Source organism: Streptomyces chrestomyceticus JCM 4735 (assembly GCF_003865135.1).
GTDB lineage: Bacteria > Actinomycetota > Actinomycetes > Streptomycetales > Streptomycetaceae > Streptomyces > Streptomyces chrestomyceticus.
The window spans coordinates 4402665-4426538 of the sequence record NZ_BHZC01000001.1 but is presented as its reverse complement, the minus strand read 5'-3'; the positions used below and the strand labels follow the sequence as shown (position 1 = coordinate 4426538).

At 70.3% G+C, this 23874-nt stretch carries 26 protein-coding genes, 1 tRNA gene and 1 pseudogene; 19 read left to right on the top strand and 9 right to left on the bottom strand.

Going from position 1 to position 23874, the window contains the following annotated elements; genetic code table 11:
* Nucleotides 1–140 precede the first annotated feature (140 nt).
* Together EJG53_RS18855 and EJG53_RS18850 are read right to left on the bottom strand one after the other, a co-directional pair.
* On the bottom strand, nucleotides 141–836 hold the full coding sequence (locus EJG53_RS18855; RefSeq protein WP_125045825.1) for an HAD family hydrolase: 696 nt from the start codon (nucleotides 834–836) through the stop codon (nucleotides 141–143).
* A complete protein-coding gene (locus EJG53_RS18850; RefSeq protein WP_125045824.1) occupies nucleotides 826–1692 on the bottom strand; it encodes a GntR family transcriptional regulator in 867 nt (288 codons plus the stop codon). The genes EJG53_RS18855 and EJG53_RS18850 overlap by 11 nt, the downstream gene beginning before the upstream one ends.
* A 522-nt stretch (nucleotides 1693–2214) precedes the next feature.
* Between EJG53_RS18850 and EJG53_RS18845 the strand changes: the two genes are divergently transcribed.
* The 15 genes from EJG53_RS18845 to EJG53_RS18775 all read left to right on the top strand — a co-directional run bounded on the left by EJG53_RS18845 (nucleotide 2215) and on the right by EJG53_RS18775 (nucleotide 13895).
* The gene (locus tag EJG53_RS18845; protein ID WP_125045823.1) at nucleotides 2215–2577 is read left to right on the top strand and encodes an HIT family protein; all 363 of its coding nucleotides are present in this window, start codon (nucleotides 2215–2217) and stop codon (nucleotides 2575–2577) included.
* A gap of 90 nt (nucleotides 2578–2667) precedes the next feature.
* Nucleotides 2668–2856 (top strand): hypothetical protein, encoded by a 189-nt coding sequence (locus EJG53_RS18840; RefSeq protein ID WP_125045822.1) that lies wholly within the window; start codon nucleotides 2668–2670, stop codon nucleotides 2854–2856.
* A 246-nt stretch (nucleotides 2857–3102) separates the two neighbouring features.
* A complete protein-coding gene (locus EJG53_RS18835; RefSeq protein WP_125045821.1) occupies nucleotides 3103–3876 on the top strand; it encodes a DUF4097 family beta strand repeat-containing protein in 774 nt (257 codons plus the stop codon).
* A 40-nt stretch (nucleotides 3877–3916) separates the two neighbouring features.
* Nucleotides 3917–4366 (top strand): DUF3307 domain-containing protein, encoded by a 450-nt coding sequence (locus EJG53_RS18830; RefSeq protein WP_125045820.1) that lies wholly within the window; start codon nucleotides 3917–3919, stop codon nucleotides 4364–4366.
* A gap of 110 nt (nucleotides 4367–4476) precedes the next feature.
* Nucleotides 4477–4788: a hypothetical protein gene (locus tag EJG53_RS18825; protein WP_125045819.1), complete on the top strand. Its 312-nt coding sequence runs from the start codon at nucleotides 4477–4479 to the stop codon at nucleotides 4786–4788.
* A complete protein-coding gene (locus tag EJG53_RS18820; protein WP_125045818.1) occupies nucleotides 4785–5063 on the top strand; it encodes a DUF6303 family protein in 279 nt (92 codons plus the stop codon). The genes EJG53_RS18825 and EJG53_RS18820 overlap by 4 nt, the downstream gene beginning before the upstream one ends.
* Entirely contained in the window at nucleotides 5060–5923 is an 864-nt protein-coding gene (locus tag EJG53_RS18815) for a protein spdB (RefSeq protein WP_125045817.1), read from the top strand. The genes EJG53_RS18820 and EJG53_RS18815 overlap by 4 nt, the downstream gene beginning before the upstream one ends.
* Nucleotides 5923–6270: an RRQRL motif-containing zinc-binding protein gene (locus EJG53_RS18810; RefSeq protein ID WP_125045816.1), complete on the top strand. Its 348-nt coding sequence runs from the start codon at nucleotides 5923–5925 to the stop codon at nucleotides 6268–6270. Before EJG53_RS18815 ends, EJG53_RS18810 begins: the two co-directional genes overlap by 1 nt.
* Nucleotide 6271: 1 nt before the next feature.
* Nucleotides 6272–6589 (top strand): hypothetical protein, encoded by a 318-nt coding sequence (locus EJG53_RS18805; protein ID WP_125045815.1) that lies wholly within the window; start codon nucleotides 6272–6274, stop codon nucleotides 6587–6589.
* 107 nt (nucleotides 6590–6696) lie between these two features.
* Nucleotides 6697–8811 (top strand): FtsK/SpoIIIE domain-containing protein, encoded by a 2115-nt coding sequence (locus tag EJG53_RS18800; RefSeq protein ID WP_125045814.1) that lies wholly within the window; start codon nucleotides 6697–6699, stop codon nucleotides 8809–8811.
* 205 nt (nucleotides 8812–9016) lie between these two features.
* Nucleotides 9017–9481, top strand: a complete 465-nt coding sequence (locus tag EJG53_RS18795; RefSeq protein WP_125045813.1) for a hypothetical protein — start codon at nucleotides 9017–9019, stop codon at nucleotides 9479–9481.
* A 153-nt stretch (nucleotides 9482–9634) separates the two neighbouring features.
* Nucleotides 9635–10471: a bifunctional DNA primase/polymerase gene (locus EJG53_RS18790; RefSeq protein ID WP_125045812.1), complete on the top strand. Its 837-nt coding sequence runs from the start codon at nucleotides 9635–9637 to the stop codon at nucleotides 10469–10471.
* Nucleotides 10472–10473: 2 nt separating this feature from the next.
* Complete coding sequence (locus tag EJG53_RS18785) at nucleotides 10474–11952, top strand: ATP-binding protein (protein WP_125045811.1); 1479 nt, start codon at nucleotides 10474–10476, stop codon at nucleotides 11950–11952.
* Between the two features lie 442 nt (nucleotides 11953–12394).
* Nucleotides 12395–12607 carry a helix-turn-helix domain-containing protein gene (locus EJG53_RS18780; protein WP_125045810.1) on the top strand — a complete coding sequence of 71 codons (213 nt, stop codon included), beginning with the start codon at nucleotides 12395–12397 and terminating at the stop codon, nucleotides 12605–12607.
* A gap of 67 nt (nucleotides 12608–12674) precedes the next feature.
* On the top strand, nucleotides 12675–13895 hold the full coding sequence (locus tag EJG53_RS18775; RefSeq protein WP_125045809.1) for a site-specific integrase: 1221 nt from the start codon (nucleotides 12675–12677) through the stop codon (nucleotides 13893–13895).
* A 91-nt stretch (nucleotides 13896–13986) separates the two neighbouring features.
* Here EJG53_RS18775 and EJG53_RS18770 read toward each other — a convergent pair.
* The 4 genes from EJG53_RS18770 to EJG53_RS18760 all read right to left on the bottom strand — a co-directional run bounded on the left by EJG53_RS18770 (nucleotide 13987) and on the right by EJG53_RS18760 (nucleotide 15979).
* Nucleotides 13987–14060: transfer RNA gene (locus tag EJG53_RS18770), tRNA-Pro, on the bottom strand.
* Between the two features lie 12 nt (nucleotides 14061–14072).
* Nucleotides 14073–14639, bottom strand: coding sequence for a Pr6Pr family membrane protein (locus tag EJG53_RS18765; protein ID WP_244955210.1), 567 nt, complete (start codon nucleotides 14637–14639; stop codon nucleotides 14073–14075).
* A gap of 80 nt (nucleotides 14640–14719) precedes the next feature.
* Nucleotides 14720–14887: a hypothetical protein gene (locus EJG53_RS42580; protein WP_154806382.1), complete on the bottom strand. Its 168-nt coding sequence runs from the start codon at nucleotides 14885–14887 to the stop codon at nucleotides 14720–14722.
* A gap of 153 nt (nucleotides 14888–15040) precedes the next feature.
* Nucleotides 15041–15979 (bottom strand): metallophosphoesterase, encoded by a 939-nt coding sequence (locus tag EJG53_RS18760; RefSeq protein ID WP_125045808.1) that lies wholly within the window; start codon nucleotides 15977–15979, stop codon nucleotides 15041–15043.
* Nucleotides 15980–16209: 230 nt separating this feature from the next.
* Between EJG53_RS18760 and EJG53_RS18755 the strand changes: the two genes are divergently transcribed.
* Nucleotides 16210–16674, top strand: a complete 465-nt coding sequence (locus EJG53_RS18755; RefSeq protein ID WP_031010044.1) for a GatB/YqeY domain-containing protein — start codon at nucleotides 16210–16212, stop codon at nucleotides 16672–16674.
* A gap of 170 nt (nucleotides 16675–16844) precedes the next feature.
* On the opposite strand, the gene EJG53_RS18750 is transcribed toward EJG53_RS18755, so the two are convergent.
* Nucleotides 16845–19052 carry a transglycosylase domain-containing protein gene (locus tag EJG53_RS18750; RefSeq protein ID WP_125045807.1) on the bottom strand — a complete coding sequence of 736 codons (2208 nt, stop codon included), beginning with the start codon at nucleotides 19050–19052 and terminating at the stop codon, nucleotides 16845–16847.
* Between the two features lie 549 nt (nucleotides 19053–19601).
* Between EJG53_RS18750 and EJG53_RS18740 the strand changes: the two genes are divergently transcribed.
* Nucleotides 19602–19994 carry a WhiB family transcriptional regulator gene (locus EJG53_RS18740; protein ID WP_030022571.1) on the top strand — a complete coding sequence of 131 codons (393 nt, stop codon included), beginning with the start codon at nucleotides 19602–19604 and terminating at the stop codon, nucleotides 19992–19994.
* 548 nt (nucleotides 19995–20542) lie between these two features.
* On the opposite strand, the gene EJG53_RS18735 is transcribed toward EJG53_RS18740, so the two are convergent.
* Both EJG53_RS18735 and EJG53_RS18730 read right to left on the bottom strand, forming a co-directional pair.
* Nucleotides 20543–21961, bottom strand: a complete 1419-nt coding sequence (locus EJG53_RS18735) for an ArsA family ATPase (protein WP_244955209.1) — start codon at nucleotides 21959–21961, stop codon at nucleotides 20543–20545.
* Nucleotides 21958–22952, bottom strand: a pseudogene (locus tag EJG53_RS18730) (ArsA family ATPase). Before EJG53_RS18730 ends, EJG53_RS18735 begins: the two are co-directional and overlap by 4 nt.
* Nucleotides 22953–23103: 151 nt before the next feature.
* On the opposite strand from EJG53_RS18730, the gene EJG53_RS18725 reads away from it, so the two are divergent.
* Entirely contained in the window at nucleotides 23104–23265 is a 162-nt protein-coding gene (locus EJG53_RS18725; protein ID WP_003981536.1) for a DUF4177 domain-containing protein, read from the top strand.
* A complete protein-coding gene (locus EJG53_RS18720) occupies nucleotides 23262–23726 on the top strand; it encodes a RidA family protein (RefSeq protein WP_125045806.1) in 465 nt (154 codons plus the stop codon). The genes EJG53_RS18725 and EJG53_RS18720 overlap by 4 nt, the downstream gene beginning before the upstream one ends.
* The last annotated feature ends 148 nt before the right edge of the window (nucleotides 23727–23874 follow it).

Genomic DNA, 23874 nt, shown 5'->3' with positions numbered 1-23874 from the left:
CTGGTGAGGTGGCTGACGAACGGGAAGTTGTGCGGCGCGACTGTCCGTTGTCGTCCGGCAGTGTCCGGCTGATGCCGAGGCGTTTGGCCCCCTGTTTGGCCCCCCATCGGCCCCCTGTCTCTTGGCCGCCCGGAAGGTCGCTACCAGGGGCTCGATGCGAGAGCGCCAGCCACTTCGGCCATGTCGGTGATCACTGCATCGGCCCTGGCTTCAGTCAGGGCGAGGGTCTTGTGAGGCTTGTTGGCGAAGCCGATCGACATCGCTCCGGCAGTACGGGCAGCTTCGATGTCTGTCACCGAGTCCCCAATGAGCGTGCAGCGTTTCGGAGGAACGTCCAGCCGTTCGGCGGCGATCAATAGCGAGTGAGGGTCGGGCTTCATCAGGTCCGGTCGATAGGCGGCGCGTCCGATCACCTCGTGCACTAGGTGATGAAGATTGTGTTGCTTCAGAAACGCTCGTACACAGACTGCGGAATTGTTGCTGACCACGGCAGTCTTTCGCCCGGATGAGTGCGCCGCTTCGAGGGAGGCGACCGCGCCGGGAATCGGCGGGCCCGCTACCTTCACGGCCGACACTTCGGCTTTAGTCAGTGCTTCCTCGACTGCTCGGATGACCGGTTCGCCGCCTTGTACTGCGAGGCGCAGAATCTCCATCGGGTCTTCAAGGCCGCGCGCCTTGCCGCCAAGGGGCACATCGTGTCCAGCCACGACTTCCGTGAGGTCCTGGGCGACGCCGGGAGCGGGCAGACCCGCGAACACGTCGCAGATCGGCCCGTCGAAGTCGAAGAGAATCCCGCTGGACTCCCTGATGACCGTGGTGAGCTTGTCACTTTCCATCAGGGCCGAGGTCCCTTCCGATGGTGTCCCAAACGCTGTCGAACCACATGCGCGCCTGCTCGACCTGCTGCGCTCCGCTCGATGACTCGCCTTCGTTCACCGAGTAGTGGAAAAGCGTGGCATCGGTCCCTACGAGATCGTAGATCTCAATGGCCTCGCCCTCCGCGACCACCTTGTTGGGGCGGATGGGGTAGTACCCGAAAAACGCGTCTTCCTTGTTGATCACGTACAGCTTGAAGAACTGCGTTCCCGTGTGGACCCGCACGCTCACCTTGGTTTCCGGTACCAGGCCGAGAACGCTCAGCTCATGGATTGAGTTGGTGATGCTGCGCGTGAAGCCGACCATCATGTCGTGCATCCGGCGGCGTAGGCGCGGGTCGTCCGTCCCGTCTTCGCGCCGCACAGGCGCGGCGTGTGGCACCGACATGTCCGGCACCAGGATTCGGATGGTGATGCTCGAAGGGGTTAGGCGGCCAACGCGAATCTTGTCGATGGGCTCTTGAAGGGCGCTGTGCAGGGTCTCGCTCGAAAAGCCGGCGAAGTCGATCGAGACGTTGGTACTGGCAAACGCCTGCTCGACATACGGGCGGAGACCGGCCGGCCGTTCAGTTCGGTTGCGGACGTACACGCCGCTGCCCTTACGGGACACAACGAGACCTTCGTCCTCCAGGTCGCGGAGGGCCCGCTGGATCGTGGCGCGAGCGAATCCGTACAGCTCGGTCAGTGTCTTGTGCGAGGGGAGTTTGTCGCCGGGGCCTAGCTTCTTCGTCCGAATGGCGGCGCCAAGGCTGCTCGCCACCTGCTCAAACGGCGGCCGGTCGTCGTCCGGGTCCAGGGGTTCGGGCGTGAAGGTCATGCCTCGATGCTACGTCCTTTCACCGCGATCAGAGCAGCCAGGCTAGCCAGGTGTTGACATGACTAGCCAGGCTGGCTACGTTGTTCTCGTGCCCGCCGGGCTAGCCAAGTTGGTCAGGCCGGGGCGGGTTCACCTGCACAACCGCACGACCAGGAGCCCCGCGGTGGACGGGGGGAGGCGCCCGGGGCCTTGTCATCCGGAGGGCTTAGACCGAAAGGTCACGTCTCCATACGCCTGAAACGGGAGCTCGTGTTCCCGAAGGAGACACCCGCAACTGCCCCTCCTACCTCGGAGGTTCCGATGCGACGAACGTTCTGGGCGCCGCCCGTGCTGGACCGGCACGGCGCAGGCCATGCCCGCCGCGTCACCACCGCGCACCCCAACTTCCCGCGCGGTTGAGCACCAGTGCTCACGGTCCCTTCCGTCCGGCCGCCACACAGGCGACGCCGGGCGGCGGGGTGCCGCGACTGCTCGTGCCACCTCATCTGACTTGCCCTTTCCGACTCCACAGGAGATTCCGTCATGTCGAAGTGCTCCACGAACTGCATCTTCTGCCGCATCGTCGCCGGTAAGGCGCCGGCCACGGTGGTGGCCCGCTGGGACGACGCGATTGCGATCGTGCCGCTGGGCCCGGTCACCGACGGCCACGTCCTGGTCATTCCGGCCGTACATGTCGCCGACGCGACCGAGAACCCCGCGGTGACCGGCGCGACCATGACCCGCGCCGCCGAGTACGCCGCCAGCATCGGCGGCTCGCTGAACCTCATCACCTCCAAGGGCGCTGAGGCCACGCAGACCGTGTTCCACCTGCACATTCACGTGGTGCCGCGCATCGTCGATGATGCGCTGCCGCTGCCCTGGACGCCGCAGCAGTCCGCCGCCTGACCCTCCGGCCGCCGTGCTCCACACGCCGTGTGCGTGCGGGGCGCGGTGGCCGGACGGTCCGGTCCGGCCGGGACAACAACAGGAGCTGTCATGGGCAAGCGCAATGAGGACAACAACACCTTCATCAACGGCGGCACCGGCACCGTGCACACCGGCGACGGTGACACGTACGAGAACACCAGCACCGGCACCACCTACGACAACACCAACGTCCGCGAGGACGGTGCGACCGGCGTGCACATCACCGGCGGCAGCCACGGCATCACCTTCAACGCCTGAGCGTGCCCCGCACCCGTCGCTACAGCGCCACCTGACCTTGTCGCAGCTCTCCCGCTGCGGCCGGTTGCCTCCGCTGCTCGTCTCGTACGAGCAGCGCTGAGGGGAGCCGCGCACGCATTCATAGCGCTCCACCGCCCGCCGCCCTCGCGGACGGGTGCTCTTCGGGGCGGTCGCCTCTCGCCAAGGACCGCGACCGCCCCGGCGCTTCGCTCACCTCAACGTCTCTTCGACCACCTGGAGTTCTTCATGACCGAGCGTGTCTTCCTCTCCGAGACCTCCGGTCCGATCGTGCTGGGGATCTCGCTCCCGGTCGGCAGCGTCCGCATCCAGGTCATCGACAACCTGACCACCGCCCGCGTGGTCCTGCGCACCGACGACACCACGGGCCCGGCGGCCGATGCCGTCAACGGCGCCCGTAGCCGGCAGAACGGGCAGGCGTTCGGCATCGAGGTGCCGGAGATGCCCGGCAACGTGATGACGCAGAGCCGACGCGGCAACCGGATCGTGCAGAACTTCGGCACGGTCTACGGGTCGGTGACCGGCATGACCGTTGTCAACGGCCGCGTCATCTCCGGCGGCATGGACACCATGCAGACCGTCAGCCCGATCGAGGCAACGGTCTGCGTGCCCCCGCGCTCCTCCCTCGCGGTCGTCTCGCAGGCCGCCGACGCGGCGGTCTACGGTGACGTTGAGCGGATCGAGTTCCGGTCCATCTCCGGCGACCTGTACGCCGATGGCGCGCGGGACCTGCGCGCCAACACCACCTCCGGTGACATCCGCGCCGGCCGCGTCACCGAACAGATCACCGCACAGTCGGTCTCCGGCGACATCCAGGTGGGCTCGTACGACGGCCGTGGCGCGAGCCTGGACACCACCTCCGGGGACATCACGGTGCAGGCCACCAACGGCGCCGCCGGACACGTCAGCGCCCACAGCGTCTCCGGCGACGTGCGCATCTCCGGCGCCGGTCACCTGAGCGTGTCCGCCAACACCGTCTCCGGCCGCGTCCGCAACCACTGAGCCATCGTCCGATCCTTCTCTCTCGCCTAGGAGTCGCCCGATGGCTGCGGCCGTCTTCGCCGCTGTGTTCGCCGCCCTGTACGTCGCCCACAGCGTGGGGGATCACTGGGTACAGACCTCTCGCCAGTCCGCGCACAAGGGCCGCCCCGGCTGGGCCGGCCGCCTCGCGGACGCCCGGCACGTTGCCACCCTGACCGCCACCAAGGCGGCCGTCCTGCTGCCGGTCGCCTGGCTGCTGGACCTGCGCCTGTCCGTGCCCGGCCTGGTCGCCGGGCTCGCTGTGGATGCGGCCTCGCACTGGTGGGCGGACCGGCGCACCACGCTCGCGTGGTTGGCCCGCGTGATCGGCATAGCCGACTTCTACCGGCTCGGCGCCCCGCGTGCCGGCCGCGACGACAACCCGCACATCGGCACCGGCGCGTACGCGCTTGACCAGTCCTTCCACCACCTGTGGCTGCTGGTCGCCGCCCTCATCATCGCCGCGGCCTAGCCGCGTCTCCCCCGGCCCGTCCTGCGGCCGGGTCTCTTCCTTCCGGGGTGGTCGCCTCTCGCCAAGGACCGCGACCGCCCCGGCATCCCTTCGATGTCAGGAGTTCTGCCATGCGTAGCTACATCGGCCATCACCAGCTCGTGAACCAGACCGAGTTCGAAGAGCTGGCGTTCGGCTTCGACGAGCGGCCGACCGGCCTGGACGTCGAGCTGTTCCGCGGCCCGCTGCGGCCGGAGACGGCCGACGAGCGCCGCGCCCGTGAGGACGCGGCCCGCGACATCGCCGCGGACCTGCGGGCGATGGGCGAGGACGGCGACGAGATCGCCGCCTGGGACGCCCTGTACGCCGACGCGCTGACCCGTACGGTGCCGTTCCTGCGTGCCGCCCGCACCGACCAGTCGGAAGCGGGGGAGGCGGCATGAGCGGGCTGACGGCGCAGATGTCGAGCGACGGCGGACCGTGGCGTCTCTACGTCGTGGTGCCGGGGTCTTCGGACTGGCCGACCGCTGCGATTGAGGCGGGTGCGGTGCCGACCGTGGCCGAGCGGCGGGAGGTGCTGGCCGCTCTCGGGTACGAGGTGCGGCCCGGTGCTGAGTGGGCGTGGGCCGAGGACAGCGCCGACCCCGACGACGACAGCGCGCCGGTCCTGCTGATCGCGGCCGTCACCGTGCGGACACGAGCGGGGGTGCCGGCATGAAGGCCAAGACCGTGCTTCCCGCTGTGGCGATGACGGCGGTGTCCATGGTCCTGACCCTGGCCGTGGTCGTGATGTGGCTGGGCACGGCCGTGCCGTGGCCCGTCGCCCTGGTCGTCGGTGTGGGCATCGACGGCGGATGGCTGGCCACCCTCGCCTACGAACGCCGCCTTGCCGCGCAGGGTGACCACAACCGCGTGGTGACCGCCGTCGGCTGGTGCTTCGGCCTGATCGCGACCGGTGTCCTGGTGGCGCACGCGCTCACCGCGAAGGAGTCCGCCGGGGCGTGGCTGGCGGTGGCGTGGCTGCCGGTCGCGGCCAAGGCGCTGTGGCTGGTGCACGGCCTGTGGGAGCGCACCGCGCTCACCCCGGGCGCGCTGGGAGCGATCCGCGGCATCCAGCAGGAAGCTCGCGACGAGGCGGCCGTGGCCCGCGCCCGGCTGCGGGCGGAAGCGGTCACCGAGGAGACCCGGCTGACGGCCGTGACGCAGGCCGGGGCCCGCGTCGCACGCGTCCAGGCCAAGACCGCACAGACCCTCTCGCGGGCCTGGTCGACGCTGGAGACGGCCCGCGACGGGGAGGACACCGCACGGGCGCTGACCTGCGTGACGACCCCCGTCACGCCCGGTGTCACGCCCCGCTGGGACCTGCCGGTGTGGGGCCCCACCGAACCGGTACCGGCGCTCACACCGGGGGCGGCGCCCGCGCTCACCGACGAGGCGCTTGACGCACTGGTCGACCAGATCCGTCACAGCGAAGTCCCGGCCCTGTCCTACCGCGAGTTGGCCGCCCGCTTCCGCGCCGCCGGCCACTCCGCCTCCGAGGTCCGCCTGCGGGCCGCCTGGAAGCGCGTGGTCGCCTGATGGCGGCGCTGCCGGTCTTCCGGTGGCGCCTGGCCCCGGACGGCTACGCCACCCGCCGCCAACTCCGCGCCCGTGGCTTGCGGCCCGGCGGTCAGCCGGTGGCCGCGCAGCTCGAACGGCCGCGTCGCCGCCGGGGCCCGCTGGTCGCCTACCTCTACCGCATCGACCTCGCCCGACCGGTGAGGCCGATGACACCGGCCCGGCGGGCGGCGCTGGACGCCGCGATGCGCGCCCGCCGCACCTGCCCCGGCTGCCGGCGGGATGCCGGCTACGTCATCCCCACCTCGCTCGGCACCTGCGTGCCGTGCGCCGACCCCGACCCGCACGGGTCCGATGGGAGCACTTGAGATGGGCAACCCCGACATCCGCCGCCTGGACCGTGAGATCCGGGAGACGACGAAGAAGCTCGAAGCCCTCCGCCGGGGGGAGCGGTGGCCGCTGAACGGCCGTGAGCGCCGGGCCATGGCCCGCGCGCTGGCCGCCGGGTCCTACCGCTACGCCCGCGGCCGTGACACCAGCGGCGCCGAGGAGCAGATGGACGCGGCCGGCTCCGCCGCCGAGATGCGACTGACCGCGGAGCTGACCGCCCTGCACGGCGAGCGTCAACGCCTGATCACCGAGGCGGCCCGCGCCAAGGCCGCCAAGAAGTCCTCCGGCTGGTGGTGACCGGCCCCCTTCGCTCACTGGCCGGGGTGGCCGCCTCTTTCCACGGACACGGCCACCCCGGCTCTCCCTTACGCCCGCCCCGCAGGGGCAGTCAGGAGAGCTCCAGCATGTCTGAGAACGTCGTCCAGCTCCACAAGCCCGCCCCTCTGCCCGACGAGAACGCGCCGGTGACCACCCTGACCGTCGTACCGGACGCTGCGCCGGCACCGCCGGTGCCGCTGTGGGTGCGCTCCGGGCACGCGATCAAGACGGCCGTCACCCACGACAGGACGCGGGCGGCGGTCCGGGCGGCGGCCCGGCACGGCCTCTACACGGTCAACGGCGGGCGGATCGTGGCCCGCCGCACCTGGGACGGCCGCACCGGCGCCCGTTACGAGCGGATGCTCCGCGCCGCCGAAGCCGCGGGCAACCTGGAGGCAGCCGAGGAGTGGGAGGAGCGGTTGCAGCGCTTCCGCGCCGCCCGCCACCACCGCCGCATGGATCTGCTGCACTCCCCGGTCGATGCCGTCAAGGGCGTCGCCGTCGGCGCCGGCATGAGCATCGGCGTGCTGGTCGCGCTTGGCGTCGTCATGGCGCTGAACACCAAGCACGTCGGAGATGTGATCACGCCGCTGTCCGCGACGGTCGACTTCATCGCCCTGCTGATCCGCATCGTGCGCATCGTGTGGGGCCCGGCGCTGACGGTCGGTCCGCTGCTGGCCCTGCTGGCGCTGTGGTCGGTCGGCCGCAAGCAGCAGGCCGCACCCCAGTGGGCCCTTCCCGCCAACGCCCGCTCCGGTGAGGGCGAGCCGATCACCCCGTCCATCGTGGTCAAGGCGCTGCGAGACCTGGGGGTTCCGGCGCTGCGCAACGCCATCAAGGAGATGGGCGACGCCGGCGCCTCCATGCTCGGGCCGATCACCATCGCCGGATGCGGCGTCGAGGTGGATGTCACCTTGCCGTCGGGGGTGTCGACGGTGGAGGTGCAGGGGCGCCGCCGGAAGCTGGCGGAGAACCTGACCCGGCACGAGCACGAGGTGTTCATCACCATCCCGCAGGCGGCCCGCACGGTGCGGCTGTGGATCGCCGACTCCGGCGCCCTGGACGAGCCGATCGGCCCGTCCCCGCTGGTCACCGACGAGACGCTGACCGCCGACTACGCCACGGGACGTGCGCCGTGGGGTCAGGACCTGCGTGGGGATGCCGCCGCCCTGAGCCTGTACCAGCGCCATCTGCTCATCACGGGCCTGTCGAACCAGGGCAAGACCGTGGCCCTGCGTTCGCTGGCGCTGTGGCTGGCGCTCGACCGGTCGGTGCAGTTCCTCATGGGCGACCTGAAGGGCGTGGGCGACTGGGCCATGTTCGACGGGCTCGCCACCACCCTGATCCAGGGCCCGACCGACGAGCACGTCATCCAGGTGACCGAGATGGTCGAGGGCGCGGTGGATGAGATGAACCGCCGTATCCAGGCGCCGCCCGGCACCGTCTTCCCGCCGCTGATCGTGCTGGTGGACGAGGCGCAGGTGGCGTTCATGTGCCCGGCCAAGGACGAGGACAAGCGCCCCTACGGCGGCGCCAAGGCCAACTCCCGGTACTTCATGGCCGTCCGCAAGATTCACAATCAGGGGCGGGCGGTGAACGTGCTGATGTGGCAGGGCACGCAGGACCCGACCAACGAGAACCTGCCCAAGCTGGTCCGCGAGGGGGCCCACACCCGCGCCTCCCTCGCGCTGGGGACGGAGTCGCAGGCGCGCATGGCGCTGGGGGACAAGGCCGTCGACGGCGGCGCCGCCCCCAACCTGCTGCGTCCGGGCCTGGACCGGGGAACCCTGGTCGTCGCCTCCGACGGCATCACCATCCCCGCCGGGCAGTCGTCCATCACCGTACGCACGCACTACATCGATGATGAGGCGGCCGTGGCCATCACCGACCGCGCCAAGGCCCTGCGCGATGGCGTGACCACGCTGCACGCCGTTGAGCGCGGCGAGGAGCGTGATGCGCTGGCCGACATCGCCGACGCCATCGGCGATGTCGAGCGCCCGCTGACCGCCGACATCCTCAAGCGGCTGTCGCTGCTGAACGCGGACGCCTACGGCTCGTGGACCTTCGCCGACCTCAAGCGCGTGTTGGAGGCGGACGGGGTGGAGCCGTACAAGTCGCACGGCCGCATGGTCGTGCGCCGCGACGCCGTTCGCGCCGCGCTCGCCGACCGCGCGGATACCGATTCCGTTTCCGCCTCCTGATCCGGGGAGGCAGCGCGCTTCGGTCCGGGGAGGCGGGGAGAACTCCCCAACCGCCTCCCCGAACCGCCTCCCCCACGCTGATCAGCGAAAACACCGCTTCGGGGAGGCGGGGAGGCACGCAGGTCAGCACCCCAGAAAACCCCTCCACAGACGCCCCCGCAGGGGGTGTCTCTGCCTCCCCGTCGCTTCCGTGAAGGGATTCCGCATGTACCCCGATCCCGTTCGCCACGGGGCCGACGAGCGGGCCGTGAAGGTCCACCGGCCCACCCCCATCACCCCCGCCGCCGTGACACCGGCACCGCTCGTACACGTCCAGCCGGGCACCGTCCCGGCGGTGTCGAGCGTGGTCCTGCCGGACGGCCGGATCGTCACCGGCTACGCCATCGCCCCGGCCCAGCCCGAACCGGTCGCGGCCAAGCCCGTCGTCTCGCGCGCGGCGGTGAACGTCGCCCTCGGGGGCGTCGGGTTCCTGGCCGTGTGCGGCGGTCTGCTGCTGCTCACCACGTTCATCGCCGCCCTGACCGCGCTGGTGGCGAAGCTCATCATCCTCGCCGCCGTCATCTTCGGTGGCTGGGTCGCCACGCAGGTCTTCCGCGCGAGCGGCCACAGCGGCGGAACCACGGTCAACATCCGCAAGGCCGTCATCAAGCGCAACCACTTCCACGGCTAGACGTGGCTGGGGCGGTCGCCTCTCGCCAAAGACCGCGACCGCCCCGGTTCTCCGTCCCTTCGACAGAAACAGGAGACCTCCAGCATGACGCAACCCACCTCGTTCCGGCGAGCCGTATCCCGGCCGCGTTTTCCGGGCGCCGGGGAGGGCGGCATGAGCACGCATGACCTACTGCGTGCCGCGCTGGGCCTCGCGGCGGCCGGAGTGCCCGTGCTGCCGCTGCGGGCGGGCAAGGTGCCGTTCGGCAACTGCCGCACCTGCGCCAAGAACGCCTGCGGCGGCCGGCCGAACATGAAGACCGCGGGCCCCTGCCAGTGCCCCGGCATCTGCCACGCCTGGGCCGCCGCCACCACCGACCCGTGCGTCATCGCCTCCGCGGCCTGGACGGCGGTATGGCGGCAGGCCGTCTGCGTCGGCTACCACCCCGGCGGGGCGGGGCTGACGGTGGTCGACCTGGACGACGCGGCGGCCGTCGCATGGGCCCGCCGGACCCTGCCGGCCACCCGGACCGTGCCGACGACGCGCGGTGAGCACTGGATTTACCGGGGTGCGATGCAGTCCGCGAACGCTGTGCGGCCCGGCGTCGACCTCAAGTCGCGCATGTCTTACGCACGGTGGCTCGGCCCCGGCACCGGCACCCTGACCGATCTGCCCGACGCCGTGCGCGCGCTGACCGCGAAAAAACCCGCCCCGGTGGGGCCGGTGGTCACCGTGCCCGCACCCGCCGGCGGCGGAGCGTGCCCGCACCGCACTCCCGCCTACCTGGAACGCGGCATCACCATGGCCGAGCAGCGCATCACCGAGGCCACCTGTGCGGTCCACACCACCGTGTACCGCACGTTTCTGGCGGTGCTGTCGGTGCACGGCCGGTGCGGCTGTCTCTCCGACGGCCACGTCGCCAGGCTGTTCGCCGCCGCGCAGGCCAAGGGCGAGTCCCCGCGGCACTGCGCTGATGCGTGGGCCAACGCCCGCACCGCCCTGGGGGTGTAGCGGTGTCCGAGGACGACAAGACTCCGGCCCGCGAGATCATCACCGACTACGCCCAATCCCACTTCCGGTACTTCCGCACCGCCGACGGGACCGTGTACGCGCAGAGGAACGGCCACCCCGTGGCACGCCCGATCCGCTCCCAGGGCACCACCGGCAGCCACCGCCAAGAACTCATGGTCGGTCTCTTCCGGGACGGGGCAGGTGTGTTCAACGGCACCGCCATGAAAGAGGCGCTCGACCTGATCGAAGCACTCGCGCTGACCGAGGCCGTGCAACCGGTGCACATCCGCGTCGCCCCCGGCTTCGACGGGGCCACGTGGCTGGACCTGGGCCGCGCCGACGGGCAGTCCGTACGTATCCACCCCACCGGCTGGGACATCCGCACCCCGGACCCGCAGGAAGTCTCCTGGCGCCGCACCCAGCTCACCGGGGAACTGCCCTTGCCGGTCAAGGACACCGACGGCAAGGGCATCGACCTGCTGATGCGGCTGTGCAACTTCGCCAACGCCGAGACCGAATGCCTGGCCATCGCGTGGCTGATCGGCTGCCTGGGCCCGGCCGTGCCCGTCCCCGCCCCGTTCCTCACCGGCCCGCAAGGCGCGGGCAAGTCCACCGGCGGGCGGATGCTCGTACGGATCATCGAGGGCATGAGCGGAGACCTGCGCCGGGCGCCGAAGGATGAGGAGAACCTGATCACGGCGGTGGCGGCCGGATGGGTCACCGCCCTGGACAACCTCTCCCACATGACCCCGGAACTGTCGGACGCCATGTGCTGCATCGTGACCGGCGCGGAGAACGTGAAGAGGGCCTTGTTCACCGACGGGGACGTGTTCCGCGTCGGCTACCGCCGGCCCCTGCTGCTGACCGGCATTGATGTGGGAGTGATCCGGCCCGACCTTGCCGAACGGCTCCTACCTCTGCGGCTGGAGCGTCCCCGGGTGCGGCGCACGGAGGCGGAGTTGTGGTCGGACTTCGCGGAGGTGCTGCCTGTCATTCTCGGCTCGCTGCTGGACCTCACGGTGCAGGTGCGGGCGGCGGAGGCGGACATCCCGACCGACCTGCGCATGGCCGACTTCGCGCATCTGTGCGCGCAGCTCGACGCGGCCACCGGGCTCGGGGCGCTCGCCGCCTACCGGGCCAGCCTGGACGACCTCAACGACGACGTTATCGAGGGCGACCTGTTGGCGCAGACCGTCCTCAAGCACGCCGCCGGCATCGAGCCGGGCACCGAGCAGCGGATGACGTCCGCCGAATGGCTGCACTGCCTCACGGGCCTCTACAGCGGCGAGGACTTCCGCCCCCTGCCTAAAGGATGGCCGACCACCGGCAAGGTGCTCTCGGACCGTCTCAAGCGCCTTCAGCCCACCCTCGCGGCCCGGGGCGTCCTCATCGACTGGGGACGCACCAAGACGTCCCGCTATATCGAGATGGCGCGGCCGTCCGCCGCACCGCCCCCGCCCGAGCAGGAGGCGGCCTTCTGACCGCGCGGCACCACGGCGCGGGGACAAGCAAGAGGAGCACCCGTCCGCGCGTGCTCCTCTTGCTGTTCGGCGGCTCCGCCGCCCTGCGCAGGGCGCGCCGCGAAGCGGCTCCTTCTTCACGCTCTGAGCCGCGCACCACAACAGACAGCACCCCTCTGTCCGAAGTAGAAAGACGCTGCGTCACCTGCGTCACCCACACCCCGCAAACGGCACGTGACCAGCCGGAACAGCGGTGACGCAGACGGCCGATCTCTGCGTCACCCCGCGTCATCTGCGTCACCGGTGACGAAGCTCTTCGTCACCGGTGACGCGCTATCAGAGTCCTGCGTCACCCCGAAACGGCTGGTCAGAGCCACGGATGACGCAGATGACGCAGGTGACGCAGAAATCCGCACCTCGGACAGACACGGGCTCCCGCACTCCCCGCTTAGGAGACACCCGGATGAGCATTACGATCGCCGCTCCCGCTGAGCGGGTTCTGTACCGACCGGAAGAGGCAGCGATGGCCTTGGGCATCGGCCGCTCGCTGGTCTACGAGGAGATCCGCCTTGGGCGTCTTCGGACAGTTCGCATCGGCCGCCGCCGACTCATCCCGCCTGAGTACATCGCGCAGTACGTCGAACTGCTGAAGGGCGAGACAGAAGCTGCCGCTTGACCTCCCTCTCGTTCGCATCTACCGGGCCGCGCTTTCGGGCGCGGCCCGCTGATTTGGAGATCACCGCATGACCGACGCCCCGAAGCCTGCTCGTAGAGCTGGCCACGGTGAAGACACGATCTACTGGGACGCGGCGAAGAATCGCTATGTGGGTGCCGTATCCCTTGGGTATGCCCCGAACGGTAAGCGCCGTCGGCCGAAGGTGTACGGCAAGACGAAGACCGAGGTTCGCCAGAAGATCCGGGACCTGAAGAAAGAGGTTCAGTCGGGCGTCAAGGCGCCGGCCAACTACACCGTGGCCGACGCGGTGAACGACTGGCTGGAGCGCGGACTCAAGGGACGCGACGAGCAGGGCACCATCGGCAAGAACCGCTCGGTGGCGAACAAGCACCTGATCCCGTTCATCGGCAAAGCCAAGCTGAAGGATCTCAGTGCGGACGATGTTGATGACTGGTTGGACGGCAGGGCCGAATTCCTCGCCACACGGAGCCTGCGCGACTTGCTTGCCATCCTGCGCCGTTCCATCGAACACGCTCAGCGCAGGGACAAGGCCGTGCGAAACGTCGCTCGGCTTGTTACCGCACCGGAAGGGCGCCCTGGACGGCCGAGCAAGGCGCTGAACCTGGAGCAGGCGAAAGCCGTGCTCACAGCCGCGCGCCCGTCGCGGCTGTACGCCTACCTCGTGCTCTCTTTCCTCGGCGGCGTACGCACAGAGGAGGCCCGCCCCCTCACCTGGGACCACGTCTTCCTGGAGACGAGAGACGGCATCCCGCCGCATGTCGCAGTGTGGCGCTCGGTCCGCAAGCACGGAGAGACCAAGACCAGGAAGAGCCGCCGGACCATCGCCCTGCCGAAGATGGTGGTCGAAGTGCTCGAAGAGCACATGCGGTGGCAGAAGCAAGAGCGGGCCGCGCAGGGGAAGAAGTGGAGTCCGAACGGGCTCGTGTTCACGACTCGGAGCGGTGAACCACTCGACGCGGCCAACGTCCGGCGTGACTTCCGTGCCATCGTCGCCAAGGCTGCCAAGTTGCCGGGTATCGAGCTGAAGCCGCATGAGTGGACGACTCGGGAGACGAGGACCAGCTTCGTTTCCCTGCTCTCCGACCACGGCGTTCCGCTGGAGACCATCGCGCTGTTGGTCGGGCACAGCAGCCAAACCACCACAGAGGTGGTCTACCGTAAGCAGCTCCGGCCCGTGATCACGAAGGGTGCCGAAGCGATGGATCACATCTTCGCCGGCGACCAGGAAGGGGAGGAGGCGCAGGAAGAGGGCGGCGCTGTGGCCTGATTCACTTTGCGTGGCCCCCTGTTTGGCCCCCCAACGAGTCAGGGGCCTGATCCGCTCTCACGGATCAGGCCCCTGACCTGCTACTTCTCAGTCGGGGTGGCGGGATTTGAACCCACGACCTCTTCGTCCCGAACGAAGCGCGCTGCCAAGCTGCGCCACACCCCGAAGCAACGAGCTCTACTTTAGCGGACCGATCCCCGAAGGTGAAATCCGGTTCTCCGGGCGACGGGGGTGGGGCCTGACCTGGTCGATCGCGATGAGGATCAGGGCGAGGGCGTAGAAGGCGGAACCGAAGATGAGGGTGTTCAGGGCGATGCCCGCGTAGCCGTGGAGGTCGACGTCGAGGAAGGGGTACGGGTAGCGGCCCTCGGTGCCCGGGTCGAGGAGGGCGCCGCGGACGAGGGCGAAGGGGAGGTAGAGGAAGGGGTAGGCCAGCCACTGTGCGGCGTAGCGCCAGCGGAAGCCGCGGGGGGTGGTGAGCAGGAGCCAGTCGAGGGCGGCACCGATGGGGGTGACGGTGTGCAGGAGGTGGGTGGAGACGGTGCGGACGGTGTCGTGTTCCGGGGTGCCGGTCATCGAGAAGCCACTGGAGTCGTTGGTGAGAACGAAGTGGTAGACGAGGCCGGTGATGGCTATGAAGAGGAGGACGCCGCCGCTGATGCGTGTGGAGATCGGGGGACGGGCGGCCCAGGCGCGGTAGGCGGACCAGGCGAAGAAGACGGCCACCGCGATGTTGGTCTGCACCGTGAAGTAGCTGAAGAGGCGGCCCAGGTCCGGGGTGATCGCGATGTCCAGGGCGATGCCGGCCAGCGCGGCCAGGGCGATCAGCAGGCGGAAGGCGGCGGCCAGCGGGCGCCGGACCGGGGGACGACGGCGGAGGCCGGGGTGTGGGCCGAGGCGGCCGCCGCTCCCCGGGCGTACCGGGTGGAGGCGTGCGAGGTGGCCTGGGGCGGACGGGAGCTCGGGACGCGTGCGCTGGTGGGGTCGATCATCCCCCCACGCTAGACGGGAGTGGGGGGTGATGCGGAGAGTGTGTGCGAATTCGAGGGAGGAGAGGGGGAGGGGAGGAGGGGGAGGAGGAGCGGGTGGGGCTCACAGGCCGCTCCTGTCCGTTCCGGGCCCGGCCCCGCCCGCCCCCCCCGGTTCTAGTCCCGGGCCGTCAGCGTCAGCAGTGTCGCCTCCGGAGGGCAGGCGAAGCGGACCGGGGTGTAGCGGTTGGTGCCGCAGCCTGCGGAGACGTGGAGGAAGGAGGTGCGGCCGGCCGTGGTGTGGGTGGACAGGCCCTTGACCCGCTCGGTGTCGATGTCGCAGTTGGTGACCAGGGCCCCGTAGAAGGGGATGCAGAGCTGGCCGCCGTGGGTGTGGCCGGCCAGGATCAGCGGGTAGCCGTCGGCGGTGAAGGCGTCCAGGGTGCGCAGGTAGGGGGCGTGGACGACGGCCAGGGAGAGGTCGGCGTCCGGCTCCGGGCCGCCGGCGACCTGGGCGTAGCGGTCCCGCTTGATGTGCGGGTCGTCCAGGCCGGTCAGGGCGATCTCGAAGCCGCCGGCCGAGCCGTCGAGCTTCAGGCGGCCGCGGGTGTTGGTGAGGTTGACCCAGCCGGCCGTGTCGAAGGCGTCGCGCAGGTCTTCCCAGGGGTTGTGGATGGCGCCGACGACGGGCGGGTTGCCGTTCAGGCCGTGCCGCTTCTGGACTTTTTCGACCAGGTAGCGGGCAGGGTTGCGCGGTTTTGGGCCGTAGTAGTCGTTGGAGCCGAAGACGTACGCGCCCGGGAACTCCATGAGCGGACCGAGCGCGTCCAGTACCTCCGGGACGCCCTCGGTGTCGGAGAGGTTGTCGCCGGTGTTGATCACGAAGTCGGGGCGCAGCCCGGCCAGCGACTGGAGCCAGCGCTGTTTCTTGCGCTGGCCGCTGACCATGTGGATGTCGGAGACCTGGAGGACGCGCAACGGCCGCATCCCGGGCGGCAGTACGGGCACGGTGACCCGGCGCAGTCTGAAGGAGCGGACTTCGATTCCGGCGGCGTAGACCAGGCCCGCGGCACCGGCCGCGGCGATGGACATGGGGACTCCGTAACGGGCGCGCATGATTCCCATCGTGGCAGAGCGAGCGGGGGAATCGCCCATCGGTACGTCCTGCCCCGCTCGCCGGCGCGGCACACCCGTTGTCCGGTACGTGTCGGCCGTACTTCGGTACGTATCACCCGTCCTCCGGTACGGCACGGCACAGCCGTACGCCCGCCCACCGGTACGTGACGTCCGCACACCGGAACGTAATGGTGGGGCGCGGGGCGCCGCGTACGGGCATACTCGACGTCATGACCACGCTCAAGTCGAAGCTGCAGGACGACCTCACCACGGCCATCAAGGCCCGTGACGAGCTGCGCTCTTCCACCCTCCGTCTCACCCTGACCGCCGTCCAGAAGGAGGAGGTCGCGGGCACCGAGGCGCGCGAGCTGTCGGACGCCGAGGTCGAGAAGATCGTCGCGCGGGAGGCGAAGAAGCGCCGGGAGGCCGCCGAGGCGTTCGACAAGGGCGGCCGCGCCGAGTCGGCGGAGCGGGAGCGCGCGGAGGGCGAGGTGCTCGCCGAGTACCTGCCGAAGCCGCTCTCGGACGAGGAGCTGGAGAACATCGTCGCCGAGGCCGTGGCGGAGGCGAAGGGCGGCGGCGCCGAGGGGCCGCGGGCCATGGGCGCCGTCATGAAGATCGTGAACCCGAAGATCGCGGGCCGGGCCGAGGGCGGCCGGGTGGCCGCGGTGGTCAAGAAGCTGCTCGCGGGCTGAGGAAGGCGGGCGGTCCAGGCGGTCGAGGCCGCCCAGGCGGTAAAGGTCGCGCAGGCCGTCCGGACGGTGCCGGCCGCAAGGTCACTGCTCTCCGTCGCCCGCTCTACGAAAAGGGGCGCCCCCACCACCCGGTGGGGGCGCCCCTTCGTACGTCCTGCCTGACCGCGGCCTCAGCCCCCGGTCCCCCCGAACAGCTCGGGGAACCCGGGAATGTGCCAGCCGCCACCCGGCTTGCCGTCACCGCGGCCGTGGCCGCCGCCGTTCCCGCCTCCGCCGCCGGGCCGGTCGTGGCGGCCGCCGCCACCGCCGCCCTTGCCGTCGCCCTTGTCGGAGTCGCCGAGCGGGACGGTGGGCAGGGACGGCGCGGGCCGGCCGGACAGGGCGCCCGACATCGCCTCGCGCCAGATCGGGCCCGGGGTGTCCGCCCCGTACACCTTGTCGTGGAAGGTGCCGCCGATGGTGATGTCGAACATCCGCCGCTTGTGAGCCGGGTCACCCACCCAGACCGCGCCGGCCATGTTCGGGGTGTAACCGGTGAACCAGGCCGCGTACCGGCTGTCGGTGGTGCCGGTCTTACCCGCGCTGTCCCGGCCCTGGAGACCGGCTTGCTTGCCGGTGCCGTCCTCGACGACGCCCTTGAGCAGCGCGTTGATGGTCTTGGCGGTCTGCTGGGACATCGCGCGGTGACAACTGGTCTTCGGTACGGTCAGCGCCTTGCCGGTCGTGTCGGTGATCGACTCGATGGCCACCGGGGTGCAGTGGATGCCCTCGTTGGCGAAGGTCGCGTAGGCGTTGGCCATGGTCAGCGGGGAGACCTCGGGGGAGCCCAGCGCGATGGCGGGGCTCTGCTCCACCGGCTTGCCGTTGGAGCGTTTGATGCCCATCTTGTCGGCCATATTGGTCACCGGGCAGATCCCGATGTCGCTGATCAACTGCACGAAGTAGGTGTTGACCGACTTGGCGGTCGCCTCCTTCATGCTGTACGGGCCGACCTCGGAGGTGTTCTCGTTCGAGACCGGGAAGTTGCCCGTCCACTGTCCGGTGCAGGTCGGGACCGGGCTCGGGTACTGCATCTTGTACGGCGACGAGTACGACTGGTCCGGGCCCTTGCCGGCCTCCAGGGCCGCCGCCGCGATCACCGGCTTGAACGTCGAGCCGGGCTGGTAACCCGCGCCGCCGCCCATCTTCTGGTCGACGGACAGATTCATCTGGGTCTGGTTCTGACCGAAGCCGTACGGACGTGACTGGCCCATGCCCAGGATCTTTCCGGTGCCGGGCTGGACGATCGTCGCCGCGGTGGCGACCGGGTCGTTGGCGTAGACCTGGCCGGTGACGGCCGACTGGATCGACTTCTGGGTCTGCGGGTCGAGCGTCGTACGGATCGTCAGGCCGCCCTGGTTCCAGCGCTTGCTGCGTTCCTTGCGGGTCTTGCCGAACGCCTGATCGTTCAGCAGCACCTCGCGTACGTAGTCGCAGAAGAACCCGGCGCCCGAACCGGCCGTGATGCAGCCGTTCTTGGGGCGGCTGACGTCCAGCTTGATCGGCTTCTTGGCGGCGGCGTCCGCCTCGGCCTGGGTGACGGCCTTCGTGTCGGCCATCCGCTGCAGCACGGTGTTACGGCGGCGCTGCGCCTCCTTCGGGTCGTTGACCGGGTCGTACCGGCTCGGCGACTGCACGATGCCCGCCAGCAGCGCGGACTCGTCCAGCGTCAGGTCCTTGGCGTGCTTGCTGAAATACCGCTGGGACGCGGCCTCGACGCCGTACGCCTGCTGCCCGAAGAAGGTGATGTTCAGGTAGTTCTGCAGGATCTTCTGCTTGCCCAGTTCCTCCTCGACCTGGATCGCGTACTTCAGCTCCTTGACCTTGCGGCCGATGGTCTGCTGGGTGGCCTGGGCGACCTTGTCGGGGTCGTCGCCGGCCTCCTCGATGAAGACGTTCTTCACGTACTGCTGCGTCAGCGTCGAGGCGCCCTCGGAGACGCCGCCGGACCGCGCGTTCTTGTTGACCGCCCGCAGGATGCCCTTGAGGTCGATCGCGCCGTGCTGGTAGAAGCGCGCGTCCTCGATGGCGACGATCGCCTTCTGGACGTACGGCGACATCTCCTTGAGGTCGACCACGGTGCGGTCGCGCGAGTAGACCTTGGCGATCTCGCCGCCGTTCGCGTCGAGGATGGTGGTCCGCTGGCTCAGCGGTGGAGTCTTCAGATTGGCGGGGATCTCGTCGAAACCTTCGACCGATCCCTTCGCCGCGAGGCCCAGCGCGCCGGCGGCCGGAAGGGCCAGGCCCGCCAGCACCGCTCCGGCCAGGACGCTGACACCCAGGAATTTAGCGGCCTGCTGGGTCTTGGTCAGACCCCCGCCGTCGCGCTTCTTACCCATGAGGGCAGCCTAAGCCCTCGTGTGCGGCGGCCCGAGGGAGCGGGGCTGGGTCGGGACATCCGCGTACCGGGGCGCCGCCGGGGCCCGGCCGGTCCCGCGTACGAGCCGGGGGCGACGGCAGCGGTTGTGACGGCAGTGACGCAGGTGACGACCGGTCGGTGCGACTTCACGAGGTGGCTCCGTTCTCAATCGCCGGACAGGGGCGCATCTGTTCGTTTAACCTGATCCCGTCCGGTGTCGCAGAGGGATCACGCCGGTCCGTCAACCCCGCCTCCGCGTGTGCGAGGCGCCCCGTACGTCCGCATCCGTCGCCGTACACCCGTTGTGGCAGTGGCGAACTGTCCCGAGCCGCCGGGAACGTGGCGTATGCCACCGGCTCACTCCGTTGGGTGATCTGCCGCGTACGCATAGTCCGTTCGGGCCATTCAAGATTGGGCCCGAAGGGGGTGTTGCGCCCTGCTCGCCTTCCGTAACGTCCTCAACTGGCAACGGTGAATATGCCGCTTGCCGCCGTGGGGGAGCCTCGATTCGGGAGAGGACGGCGCCAGCATGAGCTGGGTAACCGACTGGAGTACACAGGCAGCCTGCCGCACCACCGATCCGGACGAGCTGTTCGTTCAGGGCGCGGCCCAGAACCGGGCCAAGGCGGTCTGCACCGGATGCCCGGTGCGGACGGAGTGCCTGGCCGACGCCCTGGACAACCGCGTGGAGTTCGGAGTCTGGGGCGGCATGACCGAGCGCGAGCGGAGGGCGCTGCTGCGCCGCCGCCCGACCGTCACCTCGTGGCGCCGGCTGCTGGAGACGGCGCGTACGGAATACGAGCGCAGCACCGGCATCCTGCCCGTGGACTGTGAGGACGACGAGACGTACGAGAACACCTACGACAACGCGTACGGCAACCGCTACGACGGTACGTACGACGACTACGCCGCAGTCGGTTAGACGTCACCAGCCGTCTGCCGTGGGCCGGATGGTCCACGGGCGTATTCGGCACGGGCCGGAACGGTCGGCGTACGGTCGTGACCGCTGTGCGGTCGTGATCGTCGTGCTTCACGCACGGTCGTGATCGGCGTTGGACGTTCTCTGTGCACGGGCGTGGTCGGCGCGGTGCAGGGACGTGGCCAGTGGGCATGTTCGGTGTCGGCGCGCTTTGGTCCGGGCTGGGCCCTGTCCGTACGGGACCCCTGTCCGTACGGGACGAGTTCGTGCGACTCACGGCCGCACAAGCCGAGTCCGTACGGATGTGCCGCGCGTGCAGGAAGCCGGACCGGCGGCCCTGAAGGTGCCGGGCTCGTTGCTCAGTCTGTCTCTGTTCGCCGTGGACCGCTGTTTCCGCCGCTTCTGCTGCCCCCGGGGTGGTTGCCCCTTGGTCCCTTGCCCCTGCGGCCTCTTGGGCCCCGTACAGAGCCGCGTCGGGGCTGTTTCCGGGTCTCGGCGGGGCCGTTTCGTGACCTGGGTCCTGCCCGGACGGCCCTCGGCCGGTCCTCTGGTCAGTCCTCGGCGTGCCGGGTGTCGTCGTCCGTCCGTTCCTGGCTGGCGAGGCGGTCGCCGATCGCGCGCAGCCCCGCCAGGTCGTGCACATCACCGGCCAGCGCGGCGATCTCCGCCACCGGGACCTCGGGATGCAGCGCGGTGAAGCGGTCGCGCGTCCGCCGCTCGCGGGCGAGTACGTGCATCCGCTCCGCGTGCAGCCGCAGCAGCCCGGCAGCGAGGCGTGCTGCCGACGGGGTGTCGTCCGTTGTCCGTGGGTCCGCCGCGGCGGGGGAGTGGCCGTCGGCGGTACGAGAGTCAGCCTTCCCGTCCGCTAGATCCACAATGCCGTCGCCGTCAAGATTTTCGGACCGGTCGCCGGACGGTTCCTCGGCGGCGGCCCGGTCCCGGTCCGTGAGGGCCTCGGCGGCGGCCAGCGCCCGTTCCGCGCCGAGCTGGGCGGCGCCGCTGCCGTGCACCCGGTTCAGGACCAGCCCGGCCAGCGGCATCTGCTCGGCGGCCAGCCGCTCGACGAAGTACGCGGCCTCGCGCAGCGCGTCCCGCTCCGGCGCCGCCACGACGAGGAACGCGGTGCCGGGCGCCTGGAGCAGCCGGTACGTCGCGTCCGCGCGGGTACGGAAGCCGCCGAACATGGTGTCCATGGCGGCGGCGAACGTCTGTACGTCACGCAGCAGTTGACCACCCATGATCTTGCTGAGGGTGCCGGTCATCATCGACATGCCGACATTGAGGAACTTCATCCCGGCCCGCCCGCCGGCCTTCGCGGGCGCCATCAGCACCCGGATGAACTTGCCGTCCAGGAAGGACCCGAGCCGCTTGGGCGCGTCCAGGAAGTCCAGCGCGGACCGGCTGGGCGGGGTGTCCACGATGATCAGGTCCCAGGCGTCACGGGAGCGGAGCTGGCCCAGTTTCTCCATGGCCATGTACTCCTGCGTGCCCGCGAAACCGGCCGACAGGGACTGGTAGAAGGGGTTCTCCAGGATGGCGCGGGCCCGCTCGGCGTCCGCGTGCGCCTCGACGATCTCGTCGAAGGTGCGCTTCATGTCCAGCATCATGGCGTGCAGCTCGCCGCCCGCGCTGTCGTCGATGCCCTTGACCCGGCGGGGGACGTTGTCCAGTTCCGAGATGCCCATCGACTGCGCGAGCCGGCGGGCCGGGTCGATGGTCAGCACGACGGCCTTGCGGCCGCGTTCGGCGGCGCGTACGCCGAGGGCCGCGGCGGTCGTGGTCTTGCCGACGCCGCCGGAGCCGCAGCACACGACGATGCGGGTGCCCGGGTCGTCGAGCAGCGGGTCGACCTCCAGGAGGGCGGCGGGGGAGTGCAGCGCGCCGTGCCCGGAGGCGGGCGGTGCGGTGTTCCGGGACGGCGCGGCGTCGCCGGCGGTGCCGTCGTCCGGGAGGCTTGCGTCCGCGGTCATATGGGCCCCTGTTTCCGCAGGTCTCGCGCGAGCCGGTACAGCCCGGCGAGGTCCACTCCCTCGGGGAGCAGCTCCAACTCGTAGGTCGGCAGGTCGAGACCGGCCAGCTCGGCGTGCTCGGCCCGCTCCAGGTCGACGCGCTGCGCGTGCTCGCGGGCTTCTTCCAGGAGGGGGCGATGAGCCCGTCGGCCCACTTCACACCGGCCGCGCCGCGGCGGCCGCCGTGCAGCCCCGCTTCGGCCAGCGCCTCGGCGATGCCCCTGCGCGCCCCGTTGGCGGCGATGTCGACCTCGCCGGTGTCCAGCACCTCGGGCCGGGTCATGTTGATCACGATGCCGCCCACCGGCAGTCCGGCGGCGCGCAGCTCCGCGATGCCGTCCACGGTCTCCTGGACGGGCATCTCCTCCAGCAGGGTCACCAGGTGGACCGCCGTCTCGGGAGACTTCAGGACCCGCATCACGGCCTGGGCCTGGTTGTGGATCGGTCCTATCTTGGCCAGGCCCGCGACCTCGTCGTTGACGTTCAGGAAGCGGGTGATGCGGCCGGTGGGCGGGGCGTCCATCACGACGGCGTCGTAGACGAACCGGCCGCGCTTGTCCTTGCGGCGCACCGCCTCGCACGCCTTGCCGGTCAGCAGGACGTCCCGCAGTCCGGGCGCGATGGTCGTGGCGAAGTCGATCGCGCCGAGCTTCTTCAGGGCGCGGCCCGCGCCGCCGAGTTTGTAGAACATCTGGAGGTAGTCCAGGAGCGCCCGCTCGGCGTCGATGGCGAGGGCGTACACACCTCCTCCGTCGGGCCCGGGGGCCACCGCGATCTTGCGCTCCTCGTACGGGAGCGCCTCGGTCTCGAACACCTGGGCAATGCCCTGCCGGCCCTCGACCTCGACCAGGAGGGTACGGCGTCCCTCGGTGGCCAGGGCGAGGGCGAGGGCAGCGGCGACCGTGGTCTTGCCGGTACCGCCCTTGCCGCTGACGACATGGAGCCTGCTCACGCCAAGGAGCCTAACCAGTCCGGTGGCGGGCTACGCACGGGACCGGCGTCGGGTTGTGCGCCGGGGGCGCGCGACCGGCGCGTACCGGCCGCGCGCCCGGGGCGCCCCGCCGCGTCCGCGCGCCACCGGTACAGGCATTACGCTCGGCCCCATGACCAAGTGGGAATACGTGACCGTGCCGCTGCTCGTGCACGCGACCAAGCAGATCCTGGACACCTGGGGCGAGGACGGCTGGGAGCTGGTCCAGGTCGTGCCGGGGCCCAACAACCCCGAGCAGTTGGTGGCCTACCTGAAGCGGGAGAAGCAGGCATGAGCGCGGTGGAGGACAGGCTCGCCGAGCTCGGCCTGAAGCTGCCGCAGGTCGTGCCGCCGCTGGCGGCGTACCAGCCCGCGGTGCGCTCGGGCGCGTACGTCCACACCTCCGGCCAGTTGCCGATGGTGGACGGCGCGCTGCCGGTCACCGGCAAGGTGGGCGCCGAGGTCAGCCCCGAGCAGGCCAAGGAACTGGCCGCGACCTGCGCGCTCAACGCGCTGGCCGCCGTGAAGTCCGTCGTCGGCGACCTCGACAAGATCGTGCGGGTCGTCAAGGTCGTCGGCTTCGTCGCCTCGGCCCCCGACTTCACCGGCCAGCCGGGCGTCGTCAACGGCGCCAGCGAGCTGCTGGGTGAGGTGCTGGGCGACAAGGGCGTGCACGCCCGTTCCGCGGTCGGTGTGGCCGTGCTGCCGATCGACGCGCCGGTCGAGGTCGAGATGCAGGTCGAGGTCGCGGACTGACGTTCCGCGCAGGGCTGCGTATGACCGCGCATGACTTCGTACGGGTCGCGTACGACCGGGTGTGACCGGATACGAACGGGGCGGGGCCGGGGAACCGGGCCCGCCCCGTTTCCGTGCCCGCGGCTCCGTATCCGCGGCCCCGTAGGAC